Annotated in this window: 18 protein-coding genes; 11 read left to right on the plus strand and 7 right to left on the minus strand. The window is 64.3% G+C overall.

From position 1 onward, the window contains the following. Nucleotides 1–6 precede the first annotated feature (6 nt). From CV_RS12355 to CV_RS12375, 5 genes are all read left to right on the plus strand, one after another. Entirely contained in the window at nucleotides 7–480 is a 474-nt protein-coding gene (locus tag CV_RS12355; RefSeq protein WP_043596206.1) for a sigma-70 family RNA polymerase sigma factor, read from the plus strand. Continuing rightward, the gene (locus tag CV_RS12360; RefSeq protein WP_043596209.1) at nucleotides 477–1,262 is read left to right on the plus strand and encodes an anti-sigma factor family protein; all 786 of its coding nucleotides are present in this window, start codon (nucleotides 477–479) and stop codon (nucleotides 1,260–1,262) included. The genes CV_RS12355 and CV_RS12360 overlap by 4 nt, the downstream gene beginning before the upstream one ends. Before the next feature lie 137 nt (nucleotides 1,263–1,399). Next, on the plus strand, nucleotides 1,400–2,230 hold the full coding sequence (gene dapF, locus CV_RS12365; RefSeq protein WP_011136075.1) for a diaminopimelate epimerase: 831 nt from the start codon (nucleotides 1,400–1,402) through the stop codon (nucleotides 2,228–2,230). A 56-nt stretch (nucleotides 2,231–2,286) separates the two neighbouring features. Further along, nucleotides 2,287–2,937 (plus strand): DUF484 family protein, encoded by a 651-nt coding sequence (locus CV_RS12370; RefSeq protein ID WP_011136076.1) that lies wholly within the window; start codon nucleotides 2,287–2,289, stop codon nucleotides 2,935–2,937. Continuing rightward, the gene (locus CV_RS12375; RefSeq protein ID WP_011136077.1) at nucleotides 2,934–3,503 is read left to right on the plus strand and encodes a hypothetical protein; all 570 of its coding nucleotides are present in this window, start codon (nucleotides 2,934–2,936) and stop codon (nucleotides 3,501–3,503) included. The genes CV_RS12370 and CV_RS12375 overlap by 4 nt, the downstream gene beginning before the upstream one ends. Before the next feature lie 70 nt (nucleotides 3,504–3,573). On the opposite strand, the gene CV_RS12380 is transcribed toward CV_RS12375, so the two are convergent. Then, nucleotides 3,574–4,515 carry a DMT family transporter gene (locus tag CV_RS12380; protein ID WP_045050908.1) on the minus strand — a complete coding sequence of 314 codons (942 nt, stop codon included), beginning with the start codon at nucleotides 4,513–4,515 and terminating at the stop codon, nucleotides 3,574–3,576. A gap of 282 nt (nucleotides 4,516–4,797) precedes the next feature. Here CV_RS12380 and moaA point away from each other — a divergent pair, with 282 nt between their 5' ends. Then, nucleotides 4,798–5,772, plus strand: coding sequence for a GTP 3',8-cyclase MoaA (gene moaA / locus CV_RS12385; RefSeq protein WP_011136079.1), 975 nt, complete (start codon nucleotides 4,798–4,800; stop codon nucleotides 5,770–5,772). A 1-nt stretch (nucleotide 5,773) separates the two neighbouring features. Here the strand turns inward: moaA and mobB are convergent, their stop codons facing one another. Beyond that, entirely contained in the window at nucleotides 5,774–6,268 is a 495-nt protein-coding gene (gene mobB, locus CV_RS12390) for a molybdopterin-guanine dinucleotide biosynthesis protein B (protein ID WP_011136080.1), read from the minus strand. A gap of 138 nt (nucleotides 6,269–6,406) precedes the next feature. On the opposite strand from mobB, the gene CV_RS12395 reads away from it, so the two are divergent. The 5 genes from CV_RS12395 to CV_RS22925 all read left to right on the plus strand — a co-directional run bounded on the left by CV_RS12395 (nucleotide 6,407) and on the right by CV_RS22925 (nucleotide 10,593). Continuing rightward, nucleotides 6,407–8,305, plus strand: a complete 1,899-nt coding sequence (locus CV_RS12395; RefSeq protein WP_011136081.1) for a type IV pili methyl-accepting chemotaxis transducer N-terminal domain-containing protein — start codon at nucleotides 6,407–6,409, stop codon at nucleotides 8,303–8,305. Further along, on the plus strand, nucleotides 8,302–8,949 hold the full coding sequence (locus CV_RS12400) for a response regulator (RefSeq protein WP_011136082.1): 648 nt from the start codon (nucleotides 8,302–8,304) through the stop codon (nucleotides 8,947–8,949). The genes CV_RS12395 and CV_RS12400 overlap by 4 nt, the downstream gene beginning before the upstream one ends. 334 nt (nucleotides 8,950–9,283) lie before the next feature. Next, a complete protein-coding gene (locus CV_RS23540) occupies nucleotides 9,284–9,613 on the plus strand; it encodes a hypothetical protein (protein ID WP_147296142.1) in 330 nt (109 codons plus the stop codon). A 222-nt stretch (nucleotides 9,614–9,835) separates the two neighbouring features. After that, nucleotides 9,836–10,114, plus strand: coding sequence for a hypothetical protein (locus CV_RS22920; protein WP_011136085.1), 279 nt, complete (start codon nucleotides 9,836–9,838; stop codon nucleotides 10,112–10,114). Next, entirely contained in the window at nucleotides 10,111–10,593 is a 483-nt protein-coding gene (locus CV_RS22925) for a PIN domain-containing protein (RefSeq protein ID WP_011136086.1), read from the plus strand. Before CV_RS22920 ends, CV_RS22925 begins: the two co-directional genes overlap by 4 nt. Before the next feature lie 345 nt (nucleotides 10,594–10,938). On the opposite strand, the gene narI is transcribed toward CV_RS22925, so the two are convergent. From narI to CV_RS12425, 5 genes are all read right to left on the minus strand, one after another. Continuing rightward, complete coding sequence (gene narI / locus CV_RS12405; protein WP_011136087.1) at nucleotides 10,939–11,625, minus strand: respiratory nitrate reductase subunit gamma; 687 nt, start codon at nucleotides 11,623–11,625, stop codon at nucleotides 10,939–10,941. A 73-nt stretch (nucleotides 11,626–11,698) separates the two neighbouring features. Continuing rightward, nucleotides 11,699–12,340, minus strand: a complete 642-nt coding sequence (gene narJ, locus CV_RS12410; RefSeq protein ID WP_011136088.1) for a nitrate reductase molybdenum cofactor assembly chaperone — start codon at nucleotides 12,338–12,340, stop codon at nucleotides 11,699–11,701. A gap of 11 nt (nucleotides 12,341–12,351) precedes the next feature. Further along, the gene (narH, locus tag CV_RS12415; protein WP_011136089.1) at nucleotides 12,352–13,902 is read right to left on the minus strand and encodes a nitrate reductase subunit beta; all 1,551 of its coding nucleotides are present in this window, start codon (nucleotides 13,900–13,902) and stop codon (nucleotides 12,352–12,354) included. Further along, on the minus strand, nucleotides 13,899–17,600 hold the full coding sequence (locus CV_RS12420; RefSeq protein ID WP_011136090.1) for a nitrate reductase subunit alpha: 3,702 nt from the start codon (nucleotides 17,598–17,600) through the stop codon (nucleotides 13,899–13,901). The genes narH and CV_RS12420 overlap by 4 nt, the downstream gene beginning before the upstream one ends. Nucleotides 17,601–17,883: 283 nt before the next feature. Then, nucleotides 17,884–19,263, minus strand: coding sequence for a NarK family nitrate/nitrite MFS transporter (locus CV_RS12425; RefSeq protein WP_011136091.1), 1,380 nt, complete (start codon nucleotides 19,261–19,263; stop codon nucleotides 17,884–17,886). Between the last annotated feature and the right edge of the window lie 7 nt (nucleotides 19,264–19,270).

Genomic DNA, 19,270 nt, shown 5'->3' on the forward strand with positions numbered 1-19,270 from the left:
CACCAGCTGCTGCTGGACAATCTGGGCCGCTTGCGCCGCTACGCGCGGGTGCTGGAACGGGACGCGGCCACGGCGGACGACCTGGTGCAGGACGCGCTGGAACTGGCCTGGCGCAACTGGCGGCAATGGCGGCCAGGCTCGGATATCCGCCCCTGGCTGTTCAGCATCCTGCACAACCGGCATGTCGACCATGTCCGGCGCGCCAGGCCGCCGACAGAGCTGTCCGACGCGGAGTGGGCTGGACTGGCGGTGCCGCCCGGCCACGAGCGCGAATCGCGGATGCGGGATCTGGTCCGCGTCCTGGCCCAGCTGCCGGACGAACAAAGAGAAGTCCTGCTGCTGGTAGTGGTGGAGGGCATGCGCTATCAGGACGCGGCCGGCATCCTCGGCGTGCCGGCGGGGACGGTGATGTCGCGCCTGCACCGAGGCCGGGAGCGGCTGCGCCAATTGATGATGGAACAGGGAGGCATGGAGCCATGACCGAGTCGAACGCGGATAAGCTGCAAGCCTATCTGGACGGAGAATTGAGCCCGAGCGAGGCCGAAGCGCTGGAAGCCTGGCTGGAGCGGCATCCAGAGGCCGCGCGCCAACTGGAGCAATGGCGGCGACAGGACGAGGCGCTGCGCGAACTGTGGGCGTTGCCCGGGCGCGAACCGGTGCCGGATCGCCTGCTGGACGCGGCCAGGCCGCCGGCTCGGCGCGCGGCGCCGGCCTGGTGGCGCCAAGGCATGGCCGCCGGCCTGGTGTTCGCGCTGGGGCTGGGCGGCGGCTGGTACGGCCGGCTGGCCTATCAGGCCGACCGCCCCGCCGTGGCGGCAAGTGCGCCGACGGACAGCTTCCCAAGGCAAGCCGCAATGGCGCACGTGGTCTACAGTCCGGACATCCAGCGCCCGGTCGAGATCGGCGCCGACCAAGAAGCGCAAATGGTCGCCTGGCTTTCCCGGCGCATGCGCAGCCAGATCAAGCCGCCGCGCCTGGCCCAGGCCGGTTACGAGCTGATCGGCGGCCGCCTGCTGCCGGGCGAACGGGGCCCGGTTGCGCAGTTCATGTACCACGACGCGTCCGGGCTGCGCGTGACGCTGTACGTGGCGAACGGCGTCAGGCCGCAGGCGGAAAGCGGCTTTCACTTCGCCAGCCAGGGGCCGGTCAATGTCTATTACTGGTGGGAACGGGGCCAGGGATACGCGCTGTCCGCCGGCATGCCGCGCGAGCGGCTGGCCGCGCTGGCGCGGCTGGCTCAGCGCCAGCTGGCCGCCGGTTGAGCGGCGCGCCCATTTCCGCGGACAGGCGGCGTGGGCGCGCCCAATCTCCTCGTCCGCCCAGGCCCGCTCCCATAGATGTATCCCTCGATAGGCTGTGCTAAGCTGCCCCATCCACAATGCATCGCCACGCGACACCGATGAAACTGAAATTCAGCAAGATGCACGGCCTGGGCAACGACTTCATGGTCATAGACGGCGTGCGCCAGACCGTTTCCCTCACGCCGGAGCAGATACGCCTGCTCGGCAACCGCCAGCTCGGCATCGGCTTCGACCAGCTGCTGCTGGTGGAGCCGGCGCGCGAGGCCGGCCACGACTTCCGTTACCGCATCTTCAACAACGACGGCGGCGAGGTCGAACAGTGCGGCAACGGCGCGCGCTGCTTCGCCAAGTTCGTCCGCGACCAGGGCCTGACCGGCAAGAGCCGGATCGAAGTGGAAACCGCGCGCGGCGTGATCGCGCCGGAATACCTGGGAGACGGCCTGGCCCGCGTCGACATGGGCGTGCCGCGCTTCCGGCCCGCCGACCTGCCCTTCCTGGCCGACGCCGAAGCGCTGACCTACTCCCTGCCGTTGCCCGAAGGCCGCTGCGAAATCGGCATCGCGTCGATGGGCAATCCGCACGCGGTGCAGCGGGTCGACGACGTCGATGCCGCGCCGGTGGCCGAGGTCGGGCCGGCCATCGAGAGCCACCCCGCCTTTCCGCAACGGGTGAATGCCGGCTTCATGCAGATCGTCAACCGCGGCGAAATCCGATTGCGCGTCTACGAGCGTGGCGCCGGCGAAACGCTGGCCTGCGGCACCGGCGCCTGCGCGGCGGTGGTCTGCGGCATACGCCAGGGCCTGCTGGACGCGCGCGTCACCGTGCATGCCCGCGGCGGCGACATCGTGATCGAATGGGCCGGCGAAGGCAGCCCGGTGATCATGACCGGCCCGGCGGTCACCGTTTTCCAAGGCGAAATCGAACTTTAAGCCCCCCGGCGACACCAACCCATTTCCGCATCCCGATTAAGGAAAGGACAAGGCAGATGCACAGCGAACAAGTCCTGGCGTTTCTCGACGAGCATCCCGACTTCCTGCAGCAGCACGCCGCGCGCTACGGCTTGCAGGCGGCGCCGCAGAACGGCGAGCGGGTGATCTCCTTCGTCGAGCGCCAGATGCTGGAGCTGAAGGACCAGAACCGCCAGCTGGAAGCCCAGCTGCAGCAGCTTATCGATCGCGGCCAGGACAACGACCGCCTGCTGGCCAGGCTGCACCGGCTGACGCTGGCCCTGCTGGCGGCGCGCGGCCCCGGCAAGCTGATCGCCGAGCTGCAGGGCGGCCTGAGCCGTGAATTCCAGCTGGACCGCTCGGCGCTGAAGCTGTGGCATCCGGCGGCGGAAAAGGACGCCGAGCACTACAACGCGCGCAGCGAGGTGCAGGGCCTGGCCCGCAACCTGGTCGCGCCCTACTGCGGCCCCTACGTCAACGACGAAGTGCTGAGCTGGTTTCCCGCCACGCCGGTGCTGCAATCCTTCGCCCAGGTGGCGCTGAAAGACGCCGCCGGCCAGCCCTTCGGCATCCTGGTGCTGGCCAGCGACGATCCCCAGCGTTTCACCTTCGACATGCACACCCAGTATCTGGCCCAGATCGGCGAGCTGGTATCCGCCGCGCTGCTGTCGGCGCTGGAGGCTGCATGACGGCGACGCCTGTCGGAATCCTGCTGCTGCTCGTCCTCATCCTGTTTTCGCTGCACATCGTCTGGCGGCTGGTCCGCAGCCGCGACGGCACCGCCGTCGCCTGTTTCCTGGCCGCCTACCTGATTCTGGCGGCGCTGCTGGACCACCATCCCGAGCCGGTATCGATCGAACCGCTGGCATTGCCGCTGTTCTACCCCTACGCCTGGCTGGGCATCGCCGCCGCGATGTGGGCGGCGGTCCACATGCGCGTGGGCCGCCGCGCCTGGCGCTTCCCCGGACGCGACGTCCGGCTGGCCGCGCTGTGCGCCAGCCAACTGGCGCTGCACATCGGCGTGCTGGCGCTGTCGCCGTGGCTGGAATGGCGCCCGTTGGCCGCCTATGTGCTGGTCTCGCCGCTGGTGGCCGTGGTCAGCTATATCGCCTACCGGCTGCAATTGATGGAGATGCGCCGCCGCGCCGAATGCGAAACGAGCTGGGCCTTCTGGGGCGGTCTGTGCCTGATCCTGCCGGTGGCGCTGGCCTGGCTGGCCGTGCGCGCGATGCCGCTGCTGCTGTATCTGACCTGACCGATATCTCCGGCCATGAAAAAGGCGGCGCTTTCCGCGCCGCCTTCCCGTTTCAGCCTGGCCTGCCGGCTCAGGACTCTTTCGCCCGCAACGCCGCTCCGGCGTTCTCCCTCGCCGCGCCGCGGCTCAGCGAACTGAGCGCGATGCCGCCGAAGATGGCGGCCAAGCCAGCCACGTGATACCAGTGCAGCTCCTCTCCCAGCAGCCAGATGGACTGCATCGCGCCGAAGGCCGGCATCAGGTACAGGAAAGCGGCCGCCTTGGCCGTGCCCACCATCGCGATCGCGCGGTTGTACAACAGGTAAGCGACGACCGAGGGCAGCGCGCCCAGGTACAGCAGGCTGGCGGCCGCGCCTGCGTCCAGCGAGGGCAAGCCGCGCGACGACAGTTCGCCCAGGAAAAACGGCAGCAGCACGGCCTCGCCCACCAGCAGCAGCGCCGCCATCTGCACCATGGGATCGATGCCCGGCTTCAATTTGCGCAGGCCCAGCGTGTAAATGGCCCAGCTCAGGCCGCCGGCGAGCACGAACAGATCGCCGCCGCCGAAATGGAAGCCGCCGATCTCCAGCAGCTTGCCCTTCAGCACGATCAACAACGCGCCGCACAGCGCCAGCGTCATGCCCATCCATTGCCGGCTGCTCAGCCGCTGGCGGAAATACAGCGATCCCAGCAGCAGCACCATCACCGGCGTCGCGCTGTTCAGGATCACCGCATTGGTGGCGGTGGTGGTCTGCAATGCCCGGTAGACGAAGGTATTGGTCAGGCCGATGCCGAACAGGCCCAGCACTAGCAGCAGCGGCCACTGCGCGCGCAGCTGGCTCCAGTTGCGGCGCAGCCTGGGCAGCGCGAACGGCAGCACGCAGGCCAGGGCGATGCCCCAGCGGGCGAAGGCCAGCGTGAACGGCCCCAGCTCGGCGTGCAGCGCGCGGGCGATGATGAAATTGGTGGACCACATCAGCATGGTCAGCACCAGCAGGATGTAGGCGTTGCGTTGGGAATGAATGGCGGGCATGGCGGTGGATGTAAACAATTTGTGCCATTTTACAACAATTCAAAAGCATATTATTTTAATAAATAACAAAGCAATGGAACATAAAAATAACCACACAAATGCAAGCGAAAGAAAAGTTCAAGAAAGAACAAAACCGCGCAAACTACGTTCGCCAGAGCCAAATCAAGTCAACACACGCCCTCTACGACTAAATAGCTAGTCCGCCTCCCACCTCCAGGGAACTGCCGAGCGCCCATGCCCGGCATACAATCCAGACATACCGGCAGTCCCCGAGGATGCACCATGTTGTCCGATCGCTTCGGCCGCGCCATCGATTACCTGCGGCTTTCCGTCACCGACCGCTGCGACCTGCGTTGCAGCTATTGCCTGCCCAAGGGCTTCAAGGGCTTCGAGGAGCCCGCCCACTGGCTGACTTTCGACGAGATCGAACGCGTCGCCGCGGCCTTCGTCCGCCTGGGCGCGCGCCGCATCCGCCTGACCGGCGGCGAGCCGCTGCTGCGCCGCGAGCTGCCGCTGCTGGCCGGACGGCTGTCCGCCCTGCCCGGCCTGGCCGACCTGTCGCTGTCCACCAACGCCACCCAGCTGGAGCGCCACGCCAAGGCGCTGCGCCAGGCGGGCGTGAAGCGGCTCAACGTCAGCCTGGACTCGCTGCGCCGCGACTGCGTGGCGGAGCTGACCGGCAGCGACAGCTTGCCCAAGGCGCTGGCGGGCCTGTCGGCGGCGAAAGCCGCCGGTTTCGAGCGCATCAAGATCAATATGGTGCCGATAGCCGGGGTCAACGACGGCGACATCGAGGCGATGGCGGAGTTCTGCATCGAGCACGGCTTCATCCTGCGCCTGATCGAGGCGATGCCGATGGGCGACAGCGGCCGCGGCGCGCGCGGCAGCGAGCTGGCGCCGATATTGGAGCGGCTGGGCCCCCGCTTCGGCCTGTCCGAGCTCAGCGTCAGCCTGGGCGGCGGACCGGCGCGCTATTGGGGATCGAGCGACGGGCGCTTCACGCTGGGCCTGATCACGCCGATCAGCCAGCACTTCTGCGCCAGCTGCAACCGCTTGCGGATGTCGGTCGACGGCACGCTCTACCTGTGTCTGGGCCAGGAGCAGCGCTTCGAGCTGCGGCCGCTGCTGCGCGCCGGCTGCAGCGACGCCGAGCTGGAAGCCGCCATCCGCGCCGCCATCGAGCTGAAGCCGGAAAAACACGACTTCCTGGAAGCGCCGGCCAAGGTGATGCGCTTCATGTCCCAGACCGGCGGCTGACTCAGCGCGTATCGGCCAGCCAGCCAGCGATGAAATGCGCCACCGCGTCCGCGTCGTTCAGATCCAGCACCGGGATGCCGGCCTGCAGCGGCGCGTCGCAGGCCACCGCGATCACGTTGGGGTCGTCCGGATAGCGCGCCGGCTTGCCCAGCGCCGGCCGGAAAACTTCCAGCTTGGGCACGGGCAGGCTTTTCTGCCCCTCCAGCAACACCAGGTCGCACGGCGACAGGCGCGCCAGCTGCTCGTCCAGCGTCAGCTCCCGCTCGGTTTCGGCGAACACCCCCACCCGGCGCGGCGACACGATCATCACCTCGCTGGCTCCCGCCCGGCGGTGGCGGAAGCTGTCCTTGCCGGGCGTATCCAGCTCCACGTCGTGATGGCTGTGCTTGATCACCGACACCCTCAAGCCCCGGCGCCCCAGCAAGGGCAGCAGCGCCTCCAGCAAGGTGGTCTTGCCGCTGCCCGAGTAACCGCATATGCCCAGTACCGCTTGCATTTCTTCTCCTTTTGACGGATTGTCGCGGCCATCGATAAAAGCTATGTTTAAACAATTCATATCTGAACCATAACCGCGTCCAGACATTGTGCAGTCCGCCGCCGCCGTTTGCCATCCGCCAAAAGCAGAACCATGCCCATGCCCGACATCCGTTTTGCCCCTCCCCGCTTCCAGACCCTGGCCAGCAAGCTGCTGGTGTTGTCGCTGCTGGCGCTGTGCGTGGCGCTGATCTCGATAGGCTATACCTTGGCGCTGTCCTGGCGGCTGGAAGGCGGCGCCGCCGCAATCAACGATGTGGGCAGCCTGCGCATGCGCACTTTCCGCGCCGCCTACCTGATGTCCACCCAAGCCCCCGAGCGCGTGCTGCGCGACGAGGTCGCCGGCTTTGACCAGACCCTGGCCCGGCTGAAGCGCGGCGATCCGGCGCGGCCGCTGTTCCTACCCGACAACCGCGATATCCGCGACCAGGAACGGCGGCTGGAGCAGCGCTGGCGCAACGATATCCGCCCGCTGCTGCTGGCCGCCGACGGCGCCCAGCCGTCCGCGCAGCGGCTGCACGGCTTCGTCGCCGAGATAGACAACCTGGTCAGCCTGCTGGAGCGCGACAACGAGAACCACACCAATCTGCTGCGGATGTTCCAGATGGTGCTGATCGCGATGGCGCTGGCCGGCGCGGTGACCATGGCTTACATGCTGTTCCTGATGGTGATCAACCCGGTCCGCGCGCTCAGCGACGCGATGCGCCGGCTGCGCGAGGGCGAGCTGGACACCCGGGTCAAAGTGGATCGCCAGGACGAGCTCGGCATGCTGGCCGAGGGCTTCAACCAGATGGCCGAGCGGGCGCAGGACCTGTACCAGAACCTGGAGAGCAAGGTCGCCCAAAAAACTCGCGAGGTGGAAGAACAGAACCTGCGGCTGAAAACGCTGTACGACATGACTTCCTTCCTGCACCAGCAGCGCGCGCTGGACGAAACCTGCCAGGGCTTCATCCGCCGCCTGATGCAGCTGACCGGCGCCGACGCGGCCAACGCCAGGCTGGTGGACCCGGAGCGCGGCAAGCTGGACCAGATCGCCCAGCAAGGCCTGCCCGCGGAGATGGCGCTCAACGAGGAATGCATCCCCGACGACGCCTGCCACTGCGGCGAAGCGGTGCAGCAGCCCTTCGCCGTGCTGCGCCACATCGGCGAGCTGGAAGGCGAGGAAATCCGCCATTGCCGCAAGGCGGGCTTCGCCTCCATCGCCGTGTTCCACATCCGCAACCAGCGCGAGGATGTCGGCATCTTCACGCTTTACTTCCGCCAGAAGCGCGTGCTGTCCATGGCCGAGCAGATGCTGATCGAGACCCTGGGCCAGCACCTGGGCGTGGCCATCGAAAACCAGCGGCTGGGCGCGGTGGAACGCCAGTTCGCGGTGTCCGAGGAGCGCAACCTGATGGCCCAGGGCCTGCACGACAGCATCGCCCAGTCGCTGTCCTTCCTCAATCTGCAGACGCAGATGCTGGAAGACGCGATGAATTCGCGCGAGGAGGCGCTGGCGCGCGAAAACCTGGCCTTCATCCGCGCCGGCGTGCAGGAGTGCTACGAGGACGTCAGGGAGCTGCTGCTCAACTTCCGCACCCGCATCAGCCAGCAGGAATTCCCCGAGGCGGTGCGCACGCTGCTGCAGCGCTTCGAACAGCAGACCCGGGTGCCGGCGCGGCTGGAAATGCGCGGCGAAGGCAAGCCGCTGGACCCGCAGCAGCAGCTGCAGGTGTTTTTCATCCTGCAGGAAGCGCTGTCCAACATCCGCAAGCACGCCGAAGCCAGCGAGGTGGAAGTGGAGATCGACAACACCGCCAGCTTCAGCATGCGCATCCGCGACAACGGCCGCGGCTTCGATTCCGGCCAGCTGGCGGCGAAATCCGCGCGCCACGTCGGCATGTCCATCATGCAAGAACGGGCCAAACGCATACACAGCCATATCCAGATCCGCTCGGCGCCCACGCAGGGCACCACGGTGGAGCTGACCCTGCCCAAAGAGGAGCGCATCAGCGCATGACACAAGCCATACGCATTCTGTTGATTGACGATCACACGCTGTTCCGCAGCGGCCTGAAGGCGCTGCTGCAGCGGCAGGACGATTTCCTGGTGGTCGGCGAAGCCGCCGACGGGCTGGACGGCGTCAAACAGGCCGAACTGCTGAAGCCCGACGTGGTGCTGCTGGACCTGGACATGCCGGTGATGAACGGCCGCGAAGCGCTGGCGCAGATACTGAGCGGCTGTCCCAACGCCGCGGTGCTGATGCTGACCGTGTCCGAGGACGGCGACGATCTGGCCGAATGCATGCGCGGCGGCGCCCGCGGCTATCTGCTGAAGAACATCAACGCCGACTTCCTGCTGGACAGCATTCGCCGCGCGGTGGACGGCGACAGCGTGCTGTCGCCGGAAATGACCGCCAAGTTGCTGGCCCGCCTGCGCCAACCGGCGGCCAAGGCCAGCGAAGCCGACGCGCTGACCCCGCGCGAACGGGAAACGCTGGGCTGGCTGGCCCGCGGCGCCAGCAACAAGGAAATCGCCCGCGCGCTGGACCTGGCCGAGAGCACGGTCAAGGTCCACGTGCAGAACATCCTGCGCAAGCTGTCGCTGAGCAGCCGGGTGCAGGCGGCGGTTTATGCCGTGGAGCATGGGCTGGATAAGGCCTGAGCCTTGCCCGGTTTGATACCCCCACAGCTATGCCATCATGGCGCGGCGCGGTCAAGGCCAACCCGCGCTCCCCTCCCATGTGTTTATGAATTCAGCGTGGAGTGACCTTGCTTAGCAGGTGGTGTGTTTTGCCCATTTTCAGGTATCCTAAAATAGTCACACCGACCCACATCATGCTGATTTAAATATGAAAATCTTGACGGCATAATTTTCATTCGCCAAAATTTGGTGGGATCACCCGATATTTCGAGTGTCTAATTACAAGTTAGGCTAAGCTCAACTTACTAGCCTGGACCAAGAGTAGTCGGCACATAAAAATTGACGAATCCAAACTATGAACATCAAGCAAGCGGAAGCAATCATTGATGACTTGAATGCGGTTTTCTCCGGAGAAAGTACATCAATACCATCACTCGAGAGAGTTTGCGAAGCCATCGAGTGCATCACCACTGAAATAGACAAGATTGGCGCAGAAATTCAGATGGAGGTACCGAAACTGAGCGAAGGCAATGCAGGGGCTTTGGTAATCAATGCTTGCTCAGCTCAACTCGCAACGAATCTTCTGGATTTCGCAAAGCGATGTATCGAGAAAGACCAATCTCAAAAAAAGCTGGAGCATGACTTGTCAGAAAACCATGTCATCAGCAAAAAACTAAAGATCTAGGTCTTGGTGATCACTAATTACCCTAATCCAAGAACAATTCGCGCATGCTTACCCGTAATAGCGTCTATCCCCAACCTAACTGGAAATTCAACGCAGACGCCACTACAGGCCATGCCTTCGGCATTCTTATGACCTGTCGCGGCACCTTCCGCATTTCGTGCTCTGGCGCCGGTTAACCAGGGAGTTAGGTCTTACAATCAGAACATCGTTTTGGAGAGTCACATGAATGTAAAAGATGCTGTTTCTAGCGCAAAGCGCTACATCATCGATCTACTTGCTGATGAGAATCTAAGCAATGTTGGACTTGAAGAAGTTGAGCTAGACCAATCAACAAATCAGTGGATTGTCACTATCGGCTTTTCTCGGCCTTGGGATGAACCGCGCAACGCACTAGCAGCCCTAGCGGGTTCAAACGGACCTCGCCGCTCATATAAAGTTGTTCGTATTGACAACCAAAATGACCAAGTGCTTTCGGTCAAGAATCGTGAGGCTCCATTTTGAGGCCTGTACAACTTCTCATAGACACCAACCTGTTGGTGCTCTTTGTCGTTGGGACAGCGTCTCGTGACTACATTGAAAAGCACAAGCGCCTGACAGAGTTCGTACCCGATGACTATGATGCGTTGCTCAAGATAATTTCAAATGCAACTTCGGTATTAGTCACCCCGAACACGCTAACAGAAACATCCAATCTGGCTGCATACATTGGAGAGCCTGCTCGCAGCAAGGTTTTCGCCGTACTGAAAAACCTCATAACATCTACGGCAGAGTGCTACATCCCAAGCAATACCGTTACTGATCGGCAGGAATTTATACGTCTTGGCCTAACAGACTCGCTGCTGATTGAGGCCTGCTCAGAAGACATTACGCTCATTACCACGGATCTGAATCTATATTTGGCAGCGCAATCAGCTGGCAGCTCAGCTATAAATTTCAATCAGATCCGCGATACTTATCTTGGCAATGTGGCTCCCCACTGAAAGTATTTGGTTCAATATGCAATTGCCACACGGCCTCTACTCGCCCCAGCCTAACTGGCGGCTCAACGCGGACACCAATATGAGCCATGCCTTCGGCATTTTCATGGCCCGTATTAGCGCTCTACCCGCTTCGCGCTCCGGCACCGGTTAACCTGGACGTTAAGTCTCTGAGAAATAGGGGACAGACCACAATTTCCATCCGGTCAGTCAGATGAAATTCAGTGAGGTCAACTCCCTTTTACCCTCAACTGAACTCCTCGTGAAATAAAATGTGGTCTACCTAATCAAAACGCCGCGCCCCCTCACAGGATGCGCGGCGTTTTTCATGCCCAGCCGTTCAGCCGTTCAGCCGCGCGGGCGCACCAGCTGCCAGGCGCGTCCCAGGTAGGTCACGGCGCCGAAGCCGCTCCACACATGCACCAGCCGGGTGAAGGGGAAGATCACGAACAGGCTCATGCCCATGAACAGGTGCAGCTTGAAGACCGGCGAGGCGGAGACGATGAAATCCGCCGCGTCGCCGCGGAAGGTGACGATATGCTGCGCCCAGCTCATCAGCAGCACCATTTCGTGACCGTCCAGATGCTGGGCCGACACGACGATGGTGCTCAGGCCCAGCAGCAGCGTGGCCAGTATCCACAGCAGCACCAGCTTGTCGCGCCAAGTGGTGTTGGCCGCCAGGCGGTCGCATAGGAAGCGGCGGTGCAGCAGCAGCGCGATGCCGATCAGGCACAGGCCGCCCATCAGGCCGCCGGCGCTCATGGCGAACACCTGCTTGAAGTTGTGCGTCACGCCCAGCGCGTCCCACACCGCCAGCGGCGTCAACAGACCAACTAGGTGGCCGAAGAACAGCCCGATGATGCCCAGGTGGAACAGAATATTGCCCAGGCGCAGCTGGCCGCGGTACAAGAGCTGCGACGACTCGCTCTTCCAGCTGTACTGCTCGCGCTCGAAGCGGATCAGGCTGCCCAGCAGGAAAATGGCCAGCGCGATGTAGGGATAGATGCCGAATACGAATCTATGCAGGTAGTCCATGTTTGTCTCCCGATGGCGGAGCGTCAGCGCCGTCCGCCGCCCCTCTCCCATTCAGCGAAGAGGGGGTAAGGTTTCAGGCGCGCGCGCCGCGCGGATAGAAATTGACCGGGGCGATCGCCGGCATGGTCGGCTTCAGCAGCGGCTCCACGCCGTCCGCGCCGGGGCCGAAGGTTTCCAGCATTTCGTCCATGTCGCGGATGGGCGGCGCCTGCAGCGGCTCAGGCCGGACCGGCGACAGCGTCAGCAGCGCGTCGAACAGCCCGGCATAGGCCGACTCCGCCTCGTTCAGCTTGCCGGCGATGTGGCCGATCACGTGCACCGCGTCGCCCAGCAGCCGCTCGGACTCGGCCTGGCCGCACTGCCCCAGAAACTCCAGGAACAGCGGCAGGTAGTCCGGCAGCTCGCTGCACGTCGGCTCGAAGCCGTGCCGGCGGTATTCATCCAGCAGGTCCACCATGGCCTGGCCGCGGGCGCGGTCCTCGCCGTGGATGTGCTCGAACAGGTGCAGCGAGTGCGACGGGGTGCGGTCGAAGGTGAGCACGTAACGCTGCTGCAGCTCGATCAGGTCCTCGTTCTGCAGCGCCTGCAGCAGCGGTTCCAGCAGGCTGGCGGTCTGCAGGTGCTCGGCCGCCTCGGCGCGGATCTCGTCCACCGCGGCGACCAGCTCAGCCTCCGGGTAGCACAACAGCGCGGACAGAATGGCGTGGATGCGCATATCGGTCTCCCTCAGTTGCCGGCGTTGGACTTGCGGTCGCGCCGCATGTCGTGGAACACGATGGGCGTGGCCTTCTTCTTGCCGAACAGGCTGGCTTCGGACTCGCCGCCGGAGCAGCCGTTGCCGAAGCTGAAGCCGCAGCTGGCCTTGTCCTCGAACGCCTCCTCCACCATTTCCTTGTGGCTGGACGGAATCACGAAGCGGTCTTCGTAATTGGCGATGGCCATCACCTGGTACATCTCTTCCACCTGGCTTGCGGTCAGGTGGGTACCGGCCAGGGTAGCCGCGTCGCAGACCTTCTCCACGCTCTTCTTGCGCATGTAGCGGCGCATCGCCACCATGGTTTCCAGCGCCTTGACCACCGGCTCTTCCTTGCCGGCCGTCAGCAGGTTGGCCAGATACTTGATCGGTATGCGCAGGCTCTGCACGTCGGGGATGATGCCGCCCTCGCCTATCAGGCCGTTCTCCATCGCGCTCTGGATCGGCGACAGCGGCGGGATGTACCACACCATCGGCAGCGTCCGGTATTCCGGATGCAGCGGGAAGGCCACCTTCCACTCCATCGCCATCTTGTACACCGGCGAGCGCTTCGCGGCGTCCAGCCAGCTTTGCGGGATGCCCTGCTTCAGCGCCTCGGCCGCGATGGCAGGGTCGTTCGGATCCAGGAACAGGTCCAGCTGCGACTGGTAAAGATCCTGCGGATCTTCCACCGCCGCCGCCTGTTCGATCTTGTCGGCGTCGTACAGCAGCACGCCCAGGTAACGGATGCGGCCGACGCAGGTTTCCGAGCACACGGTAGGCTGGCCGGACTCGATGCGCGGGTAGCAGAAGATGCACTTCTCGGCCTTGCCGGACGTCCAGTTGTAATAAATCTTTTTGTACGGACAGCCTGACACGCACATCCGCCAACCGCGGCACTTGTCCTGGTCGATCAGGACGATGCCGTCGTCTTCGCGCTTGTAGATGGAGCCGGACGGACAGGACGCGACGCAGGCCGGGTTCAGGCAGTGTTCGCACAGCCGCGGCAGATACATCATGAAGGTGTTCTCGAAGGCGGAGTACATCTCCTTCTGGATGCCTTCAAACAAAGCATCCTTGGCGCGCTTGGAGAACTCGCCGCCCAGGTCGTCCTCCCAGTTCGGGCCCCACTCGATCTTGTCCATCTTCTTGCCGGTCAGCACCGACACCGGCCGCGCGGTCGGCGGCGTCTGCATCTGCGGCGCGTTCTGCAGATGCTCGTAGTCGTAGGTGAACGGCTCGTAGTAGTCGTCTATCGCCGGCAGATTGGGGTTGGCGAAGATATTGGCCAGTATCTTAAGCCGGCCGCCCTGGCGCGGCTCCAGCTTGCCGTCGGCGCGGCGCTTCCAGCCGCCCTGCCACTTGTCCTGATTTTCCCAGTCCTTGGGGTAGCCGATGCCGGGCTTGGTCTCCACATTGTTGAACCAGGCGTACTCGATGCCGTCGCGGCTGGTCCATACGTTCTTGCAGGTGACCGAACAGGTGTGGCAACCGATGCACTTGTCCAGGTTCAGCACCATGCCGATTTGCGCGCGTATCTTCATTGCTTGTCTCCCGCGGGCTGGTCCATCCAGTCCACCTTGTCCATCTTGCGCACCACCACGAACTCGTCGCGGTTGGCGCCCACCGTGCCGTAGTAGTTGAAGCCCCAGGCCAGTTGGGCGTAGCCGCCTATCATGTGGGTGGGCTTGGTCACCGCGCGGGTCACCGAGTTGTGGATGCCGCCGCGCTTGCCGGACACCTCGGCGCCCGGCACGTTCACGATCTTTTCCTGGGCGTGGTACATCAGCGTCATGCCTTCCGGCACCCGCTGCGACACCACCGCGCGGGCGGTCAGCGTGCCGTTGACGTTGAACACCTCTATCCAGTCGTTGTCGGCGATACCGGCCTTTGCGGCGTCTATCTCGGACAGCCAGACGTGGGGGCCGCCGCGGCTCAGCGTCAGCATGCGCAGATTGTCTGAGTAGGTGCTGTGTATGCCCCATTTCTGGTGCGGGGTGATGAAGTTCAGCACCAGCTCATGATTGCCGTTGCCGTGCTTGCCCAGCACCGCCTGGGTGGTCTTCAAATCGACCGCCGGCTTATACACACACAATCCCTCGCCGAAGGCCCGCATCCACTGGTGGTCCTGATAGAACTGCTGGCGGCCGGTCAAAGTGCGCCACGGAATCAGCTCGTGGACATTGGTGTAACCCGCGTTGTAGCTGACTTCTTCGCTTTCCAGGCCGGACCAGGTCGGCGAGGAAATGATCTTGCGCGGCTGCGCCTGCACGTCGCGGAAACGGATGCTGTCATGCTCGCGCGGCTTGGCAAGGTGTGTATGGTCGCGGCCGGTCACCTTGGACAGCGCGTCCCAGGCTTTCACCGCCACGTGGCCGTTGGTTTCCGGCGCCAGCGTCAGAATCATCTCCGCGGCGTCGATGGCGGTCTCCAACTTGGGCTGGCCCTTGCCGGCGCCCGATTGCGCCACCTGGTTCAGGCCGCGCAGGATGTCCACCTCGTGCGCCGTCTTCCAGCCTATGCCCTTGCCGCCGTTGCCAGCTTTTTCCAGCAGGGGGCCGATGGTGGTGAACTTGTCGTAAATCGCGCCGTAGTCGCGCTCCACCACCGTCATCGCCGGCATGGTCTTGCCCGGCAGCGGCTCGCACTCGCCCTTCTTCCAGTCCTTGGGATCGAAAGGCTGGCCCAGCTCCTGCGGGCTGTCGTGCATCAGCGGGGTCAGCACCAGGTCTTTCTGCACGCCCAGATAGTCCTTGGCCACCTCGGACAGCTTCTTGGCGAAGCCCTTGTAGATCTCCCAGTCGCTCCTGGCCTGCCATAAGGGCTGCACCGCCTCGGACAAGGGGTGGATGAAGGGGTGCATGTCGGAGGTGTTGAGGTCGTCCTTCTCGTACCAGGTGGCGGTGGGCAGCACGATGTCGCCGTACAGGCAGGTGGTGGACATGCGGAAATCCAGCACCACCATCAGGTCCAGCTTGCCCTCTGCCGCCGGGCGCACAGTGATCTCGGACGGCTTGATGCAGTCATCTTCCGAGCCCAGCACCGCGTTCTGGGTGCCCAGCAGGTATTTGAGGAAGTACTCGTGGCCCTTGCCCGAGCTGCCCAGGATGTTGGAGCGCCAGACGAACATATTGCGCGGGAAGTTCTGCGGGTTGTCCGGATCGTTGCAGGCCATGTCCAGCCGACCGCTCTTCAGGCCCTGCACGGTGTAGTCCACCGGGTCCAGGCCCGCCTCGGCGGCGGCGCGGGTGATATCCAGCGGGTTGGCGGACAGCTGCGGCGCGGACGGCAGCCAGCCCATCCGTTCGGCCTTGGCGTTGTAGTCTATCAGCGCCATGTCGGCCATCTTGCCGTCGGCGGTCGGGCACAGAATCTCGCCCACCCCCAGTTTTTCATGCCGCCACTGGCTGGTATGGGCGTAGAAGAAGCTGGTGCCGTTCATCTGCCGCGCCGGGCGGTTCCAGTCGCCGGCGAAGGCCAGCGGGGCCCAGCCGGTCTGCGGGCGCAGCTTTTCCTGGCCCACGTAGTGGCACCAGCCGCCGCCGCTCTGGCCTATGCAGCCGCACAGCATCAGCATATTGATGATGCCGCGGTAGGTCATGTCCATGTGGTACCAGTGGTTCAGCGCCGCGCCGACGATGACCATGGATTTGCCCTGGGTCTGGTCAGCGTTGTGCGCGAACTCGCGCGCCACCTGGATCACCATCTCCGGCTTCACGCCGGTGTGCTTCTGCTGCCAAGCCGGCGTGTACGGCGCGTCGTCCATGTAGTCGGCCGCGACGTTGCCGCCGCCCAGCCCGCGGTCTATGCCGTAGTTGGCCGCCATCAGGTCGAACACCGTGGCCACCAGCGCCTCGCCGCCATCCGCCAGCTTGATCTTCTTCACCGGCACATTGCGGGTCAGCAGCTCGTCGTGCTCGGCGCCGAAATACGGGAAGCCGACGCCGACCACCTCATCGCGCTGCTCGATCAGCGACAGGCGGCCGCACACCTCGCGGCCGCTGGCGCCGTCCTTCTGCTCCAGGTTCCACTTGCCGGCCTTGCCCTCGGCCTGGCCCCAGCGGAAGCCGATCGAGCCGTTGGGCGCGACGATGTCGCCGCTGGCCTCGTCGATCAGCAGGGTTTTCCAGTCCGGGTTGTTGTCTTCACCCAGGCTGCCCTCTAGATGGGAGGCGCGCAGGAAGTAGTCCGGCAGCCAGCGCTCGCCGTCGCGGCGCAGCGTCACCAGCATAGGCATGTCGGTGTAGCGGCGGATGTAGTCGGTGAAGTAGGCCGACGGGCGATCCAAGTGGAATTCCTTGAAGATCACATGGCCCATGGCCATCGCCAGCGCGGCGTCGGTGCCCTGCTTGGGCGCAAGCCAGATGTCGCCGAACTTGGCCATTTCGCCGAAGTCGCTGGACACCGCCACCGTCTTGGTACCCTTGTAGCGCACCTCGGTGTAAAAGTGGGCGTCCGGGGTGCGGGTCATCGGCACGTTGGAGCCCCACACCATCAGGTAAGTGGAGTTGTACCAGTCGGCAGACTCGGCCACGTCGGTCTGCTCGCCCCAGGTCTGCGGGCTGGCCGGCGGCAGGTCGCAATACCAGTCGTAGAACGACAGCGGCACGCCACCTATCAGGCTCAGGTAGCGGCTGCCGGCGGCATAGGACACCATGGACATCGCCGGAATCGGCGAGAAGCCGACCACGCGGTCCGGGCCGAATGTCTTGATGGTGAAGGCGTTGGCCGCGGCGACGATCTCGTTGGCCTCGTCCCAGCTGGCGCGCACGAAACCGCCCTGGCCCCGCGCGGACTTGTATTGCTTGGCGAGTTCGGGCGTCTGGCTGATCTTCTCCCAGGCCTCCACCGGGCTCAAGGTCTTGCGGGCGTCGCGCCACAGCCGGGCCAGCTGGCCGCGCAGCATCGGGTATTTGACGCGCTGGGCCGAGTACACGTACCAGCTGTAGGACGCGCCGCGCGGACAGCCGCGCGGCTCGTGGTTGGGCAGGTCGGGACGGGTGCGCGGGTAGTCGGTCTGCTGGGTTTCCCAGGTGATCAGGCCGTTCTTCACATACACCTTCCAGCTGCAGGAGCCGGTGCAATTGACGCCGTGGGTGGAACGCACGATCTTGTCGTGCTGCCAGCGCTGGCGGTACGCGTCTTCCCAGCCGCGGTCTTCGTTCACCACCGCGCCGTGGCCGTCGGCGAAGGTGCTCTTGACCTTGCCGAGGAAATTCAGTCTGTCGAGAAAATGGCTCATTTTGCCTCCATGCGCGCCGGGAATCCTGTCCTGCGTCGCCGCCGCCCGGCTGCCGATACTGGTTGCGATAATCCTTAGCCTACCGTCCGCCCCCTCACTGCCCAATCGGCCAGTAGGGGTGAGCGGCACAGGCATAGGAAGGGGTCCGGCTAAGCCTTAAGGAGTAGTCCGGGATAGAACGAAAGCCGGACGGGAAAAAAGCGCCCGCGGGCGCTTTTCATTCCGTCCAACCGTAGGGTGCAATACCCGGCTAGCACGCTCTGCCGGGCATTGCGCCGGCCAATCAGCAACGCACTTCCGCGTTCTTGCGGGCGTAGTACCAGCCGTTGATCGCCAGGCAGCTCAGGTAGAAGGCGATGAACAGGTACAGCGCCGCCTCTACCCCGCCGGTCATCGCGATGGAGGTGCCGTAGCTCTTGGGGATGAAGAAGCCGCCGTAGGCGCCGATCGCGCCGGCGAAACCGAGCACCGCCGCCGCCTCGCGGGTGGCGTCCTGGGTGGCCTGCCGCATGGCCGACTCGCCCGGGCCGGCCATGCGCTGGTGCAGCGTCAGGAAAATGGCCGGCACCTGCATGAAGGTGGAGCCATTGCCGACGCCGGTCAGCGCGAACAGGCACAGGAACATCGCGAAGAAACCGTAGAAGTTGCCGCCCTGGCCGCCGTGCGGCAGGAAAAAGATCACGCCCAGCACGCCCAGCACCATCAGCGCGAACACCGTCTGCGTCACCTTGGCGCCGCCTATCTTGTCGGCCAGCCAGCCGCCCAGCGGGCGGGTCAGCGCGCCGACCAAGGGGCCCAGGAAGGCGTAGCGGGTGGGGTCGATGTCGGGGAACTGGCCCTTGACCAGCAGCGGGAAGCCGGCGGAGAAGCCGATGAAAGAACCGAAGGTGCCCACGTACAGCCAGCACATCAGCCAGTTATGCTTGCGGGTGAAGATCACCGCCTGCTCGGAAAACGAGGATTTGGCCGAGGCCAGGTCGTTCATGCCGAACCAGGCCGCCAGCGTGGACAGCACGATGAACGGCACCCAGACGAAGCCGGCGTTCTGCAGCCACATCTGTTTGGCTGCCGCGCCCTTCACCCAGTGCTGCGGATCGCCGCCCAACTGGCCGAACAGGCCCATGGTGATGACGATGGGCACCACGAACTGCACGATGGATACGCCCAGATTGCCCAGGCCGGCGTTCAGGCCCAGCGCGGTGCCCTTTTCCGACTTGGGGAAGAAGAAGCTGATATTGGCCATGCTGGAGCTGAAATTGCCGCCGCCGAAGCCGCACAGCAGCGCCAGCGTCACCATGGTCACATAGCTGGTGTCCGGGTTCTGCACCGCGAAGCCTATGCCCACCGCCGGAATCAGCAGGCTGGCGGTGGAGATCGCCGTCCACTTGCGGCCGCCGAACACCGGCACCATGAAGGAATAGAAGATGCGCAGCGTGGCGCCGGACAAGGCCGGCAGCGCCGCCAGCCAGAACAGCTGGTTCTGGGTGTAGCCGAAGCCGATATTGGGCATGTTCAGCACCGCCACGCTCCACACCTGCCAGATCACGAAGGCCAGCGTCAGCGCCGGAATCGAGATCCACAGGTTGCGCCGCGCCACCGAGCGTCCCTGCTGCTGCCAGAACGAAGCCGATTCCGGCTCCCAGTGTTTGATCAGATAAGTCATCAGTGTC

The sequence above is a fragment of the Chromobacterium violaceum ATCC 12472 genome, from assembly GCF_000007705.1.
Lineage (GTDB): Bacteria > Pseudomonadota > Gammaproteobacteria > Burkholderiales > Chromobacteriaceae > Chromobacterium > Chromobacterium violaceum.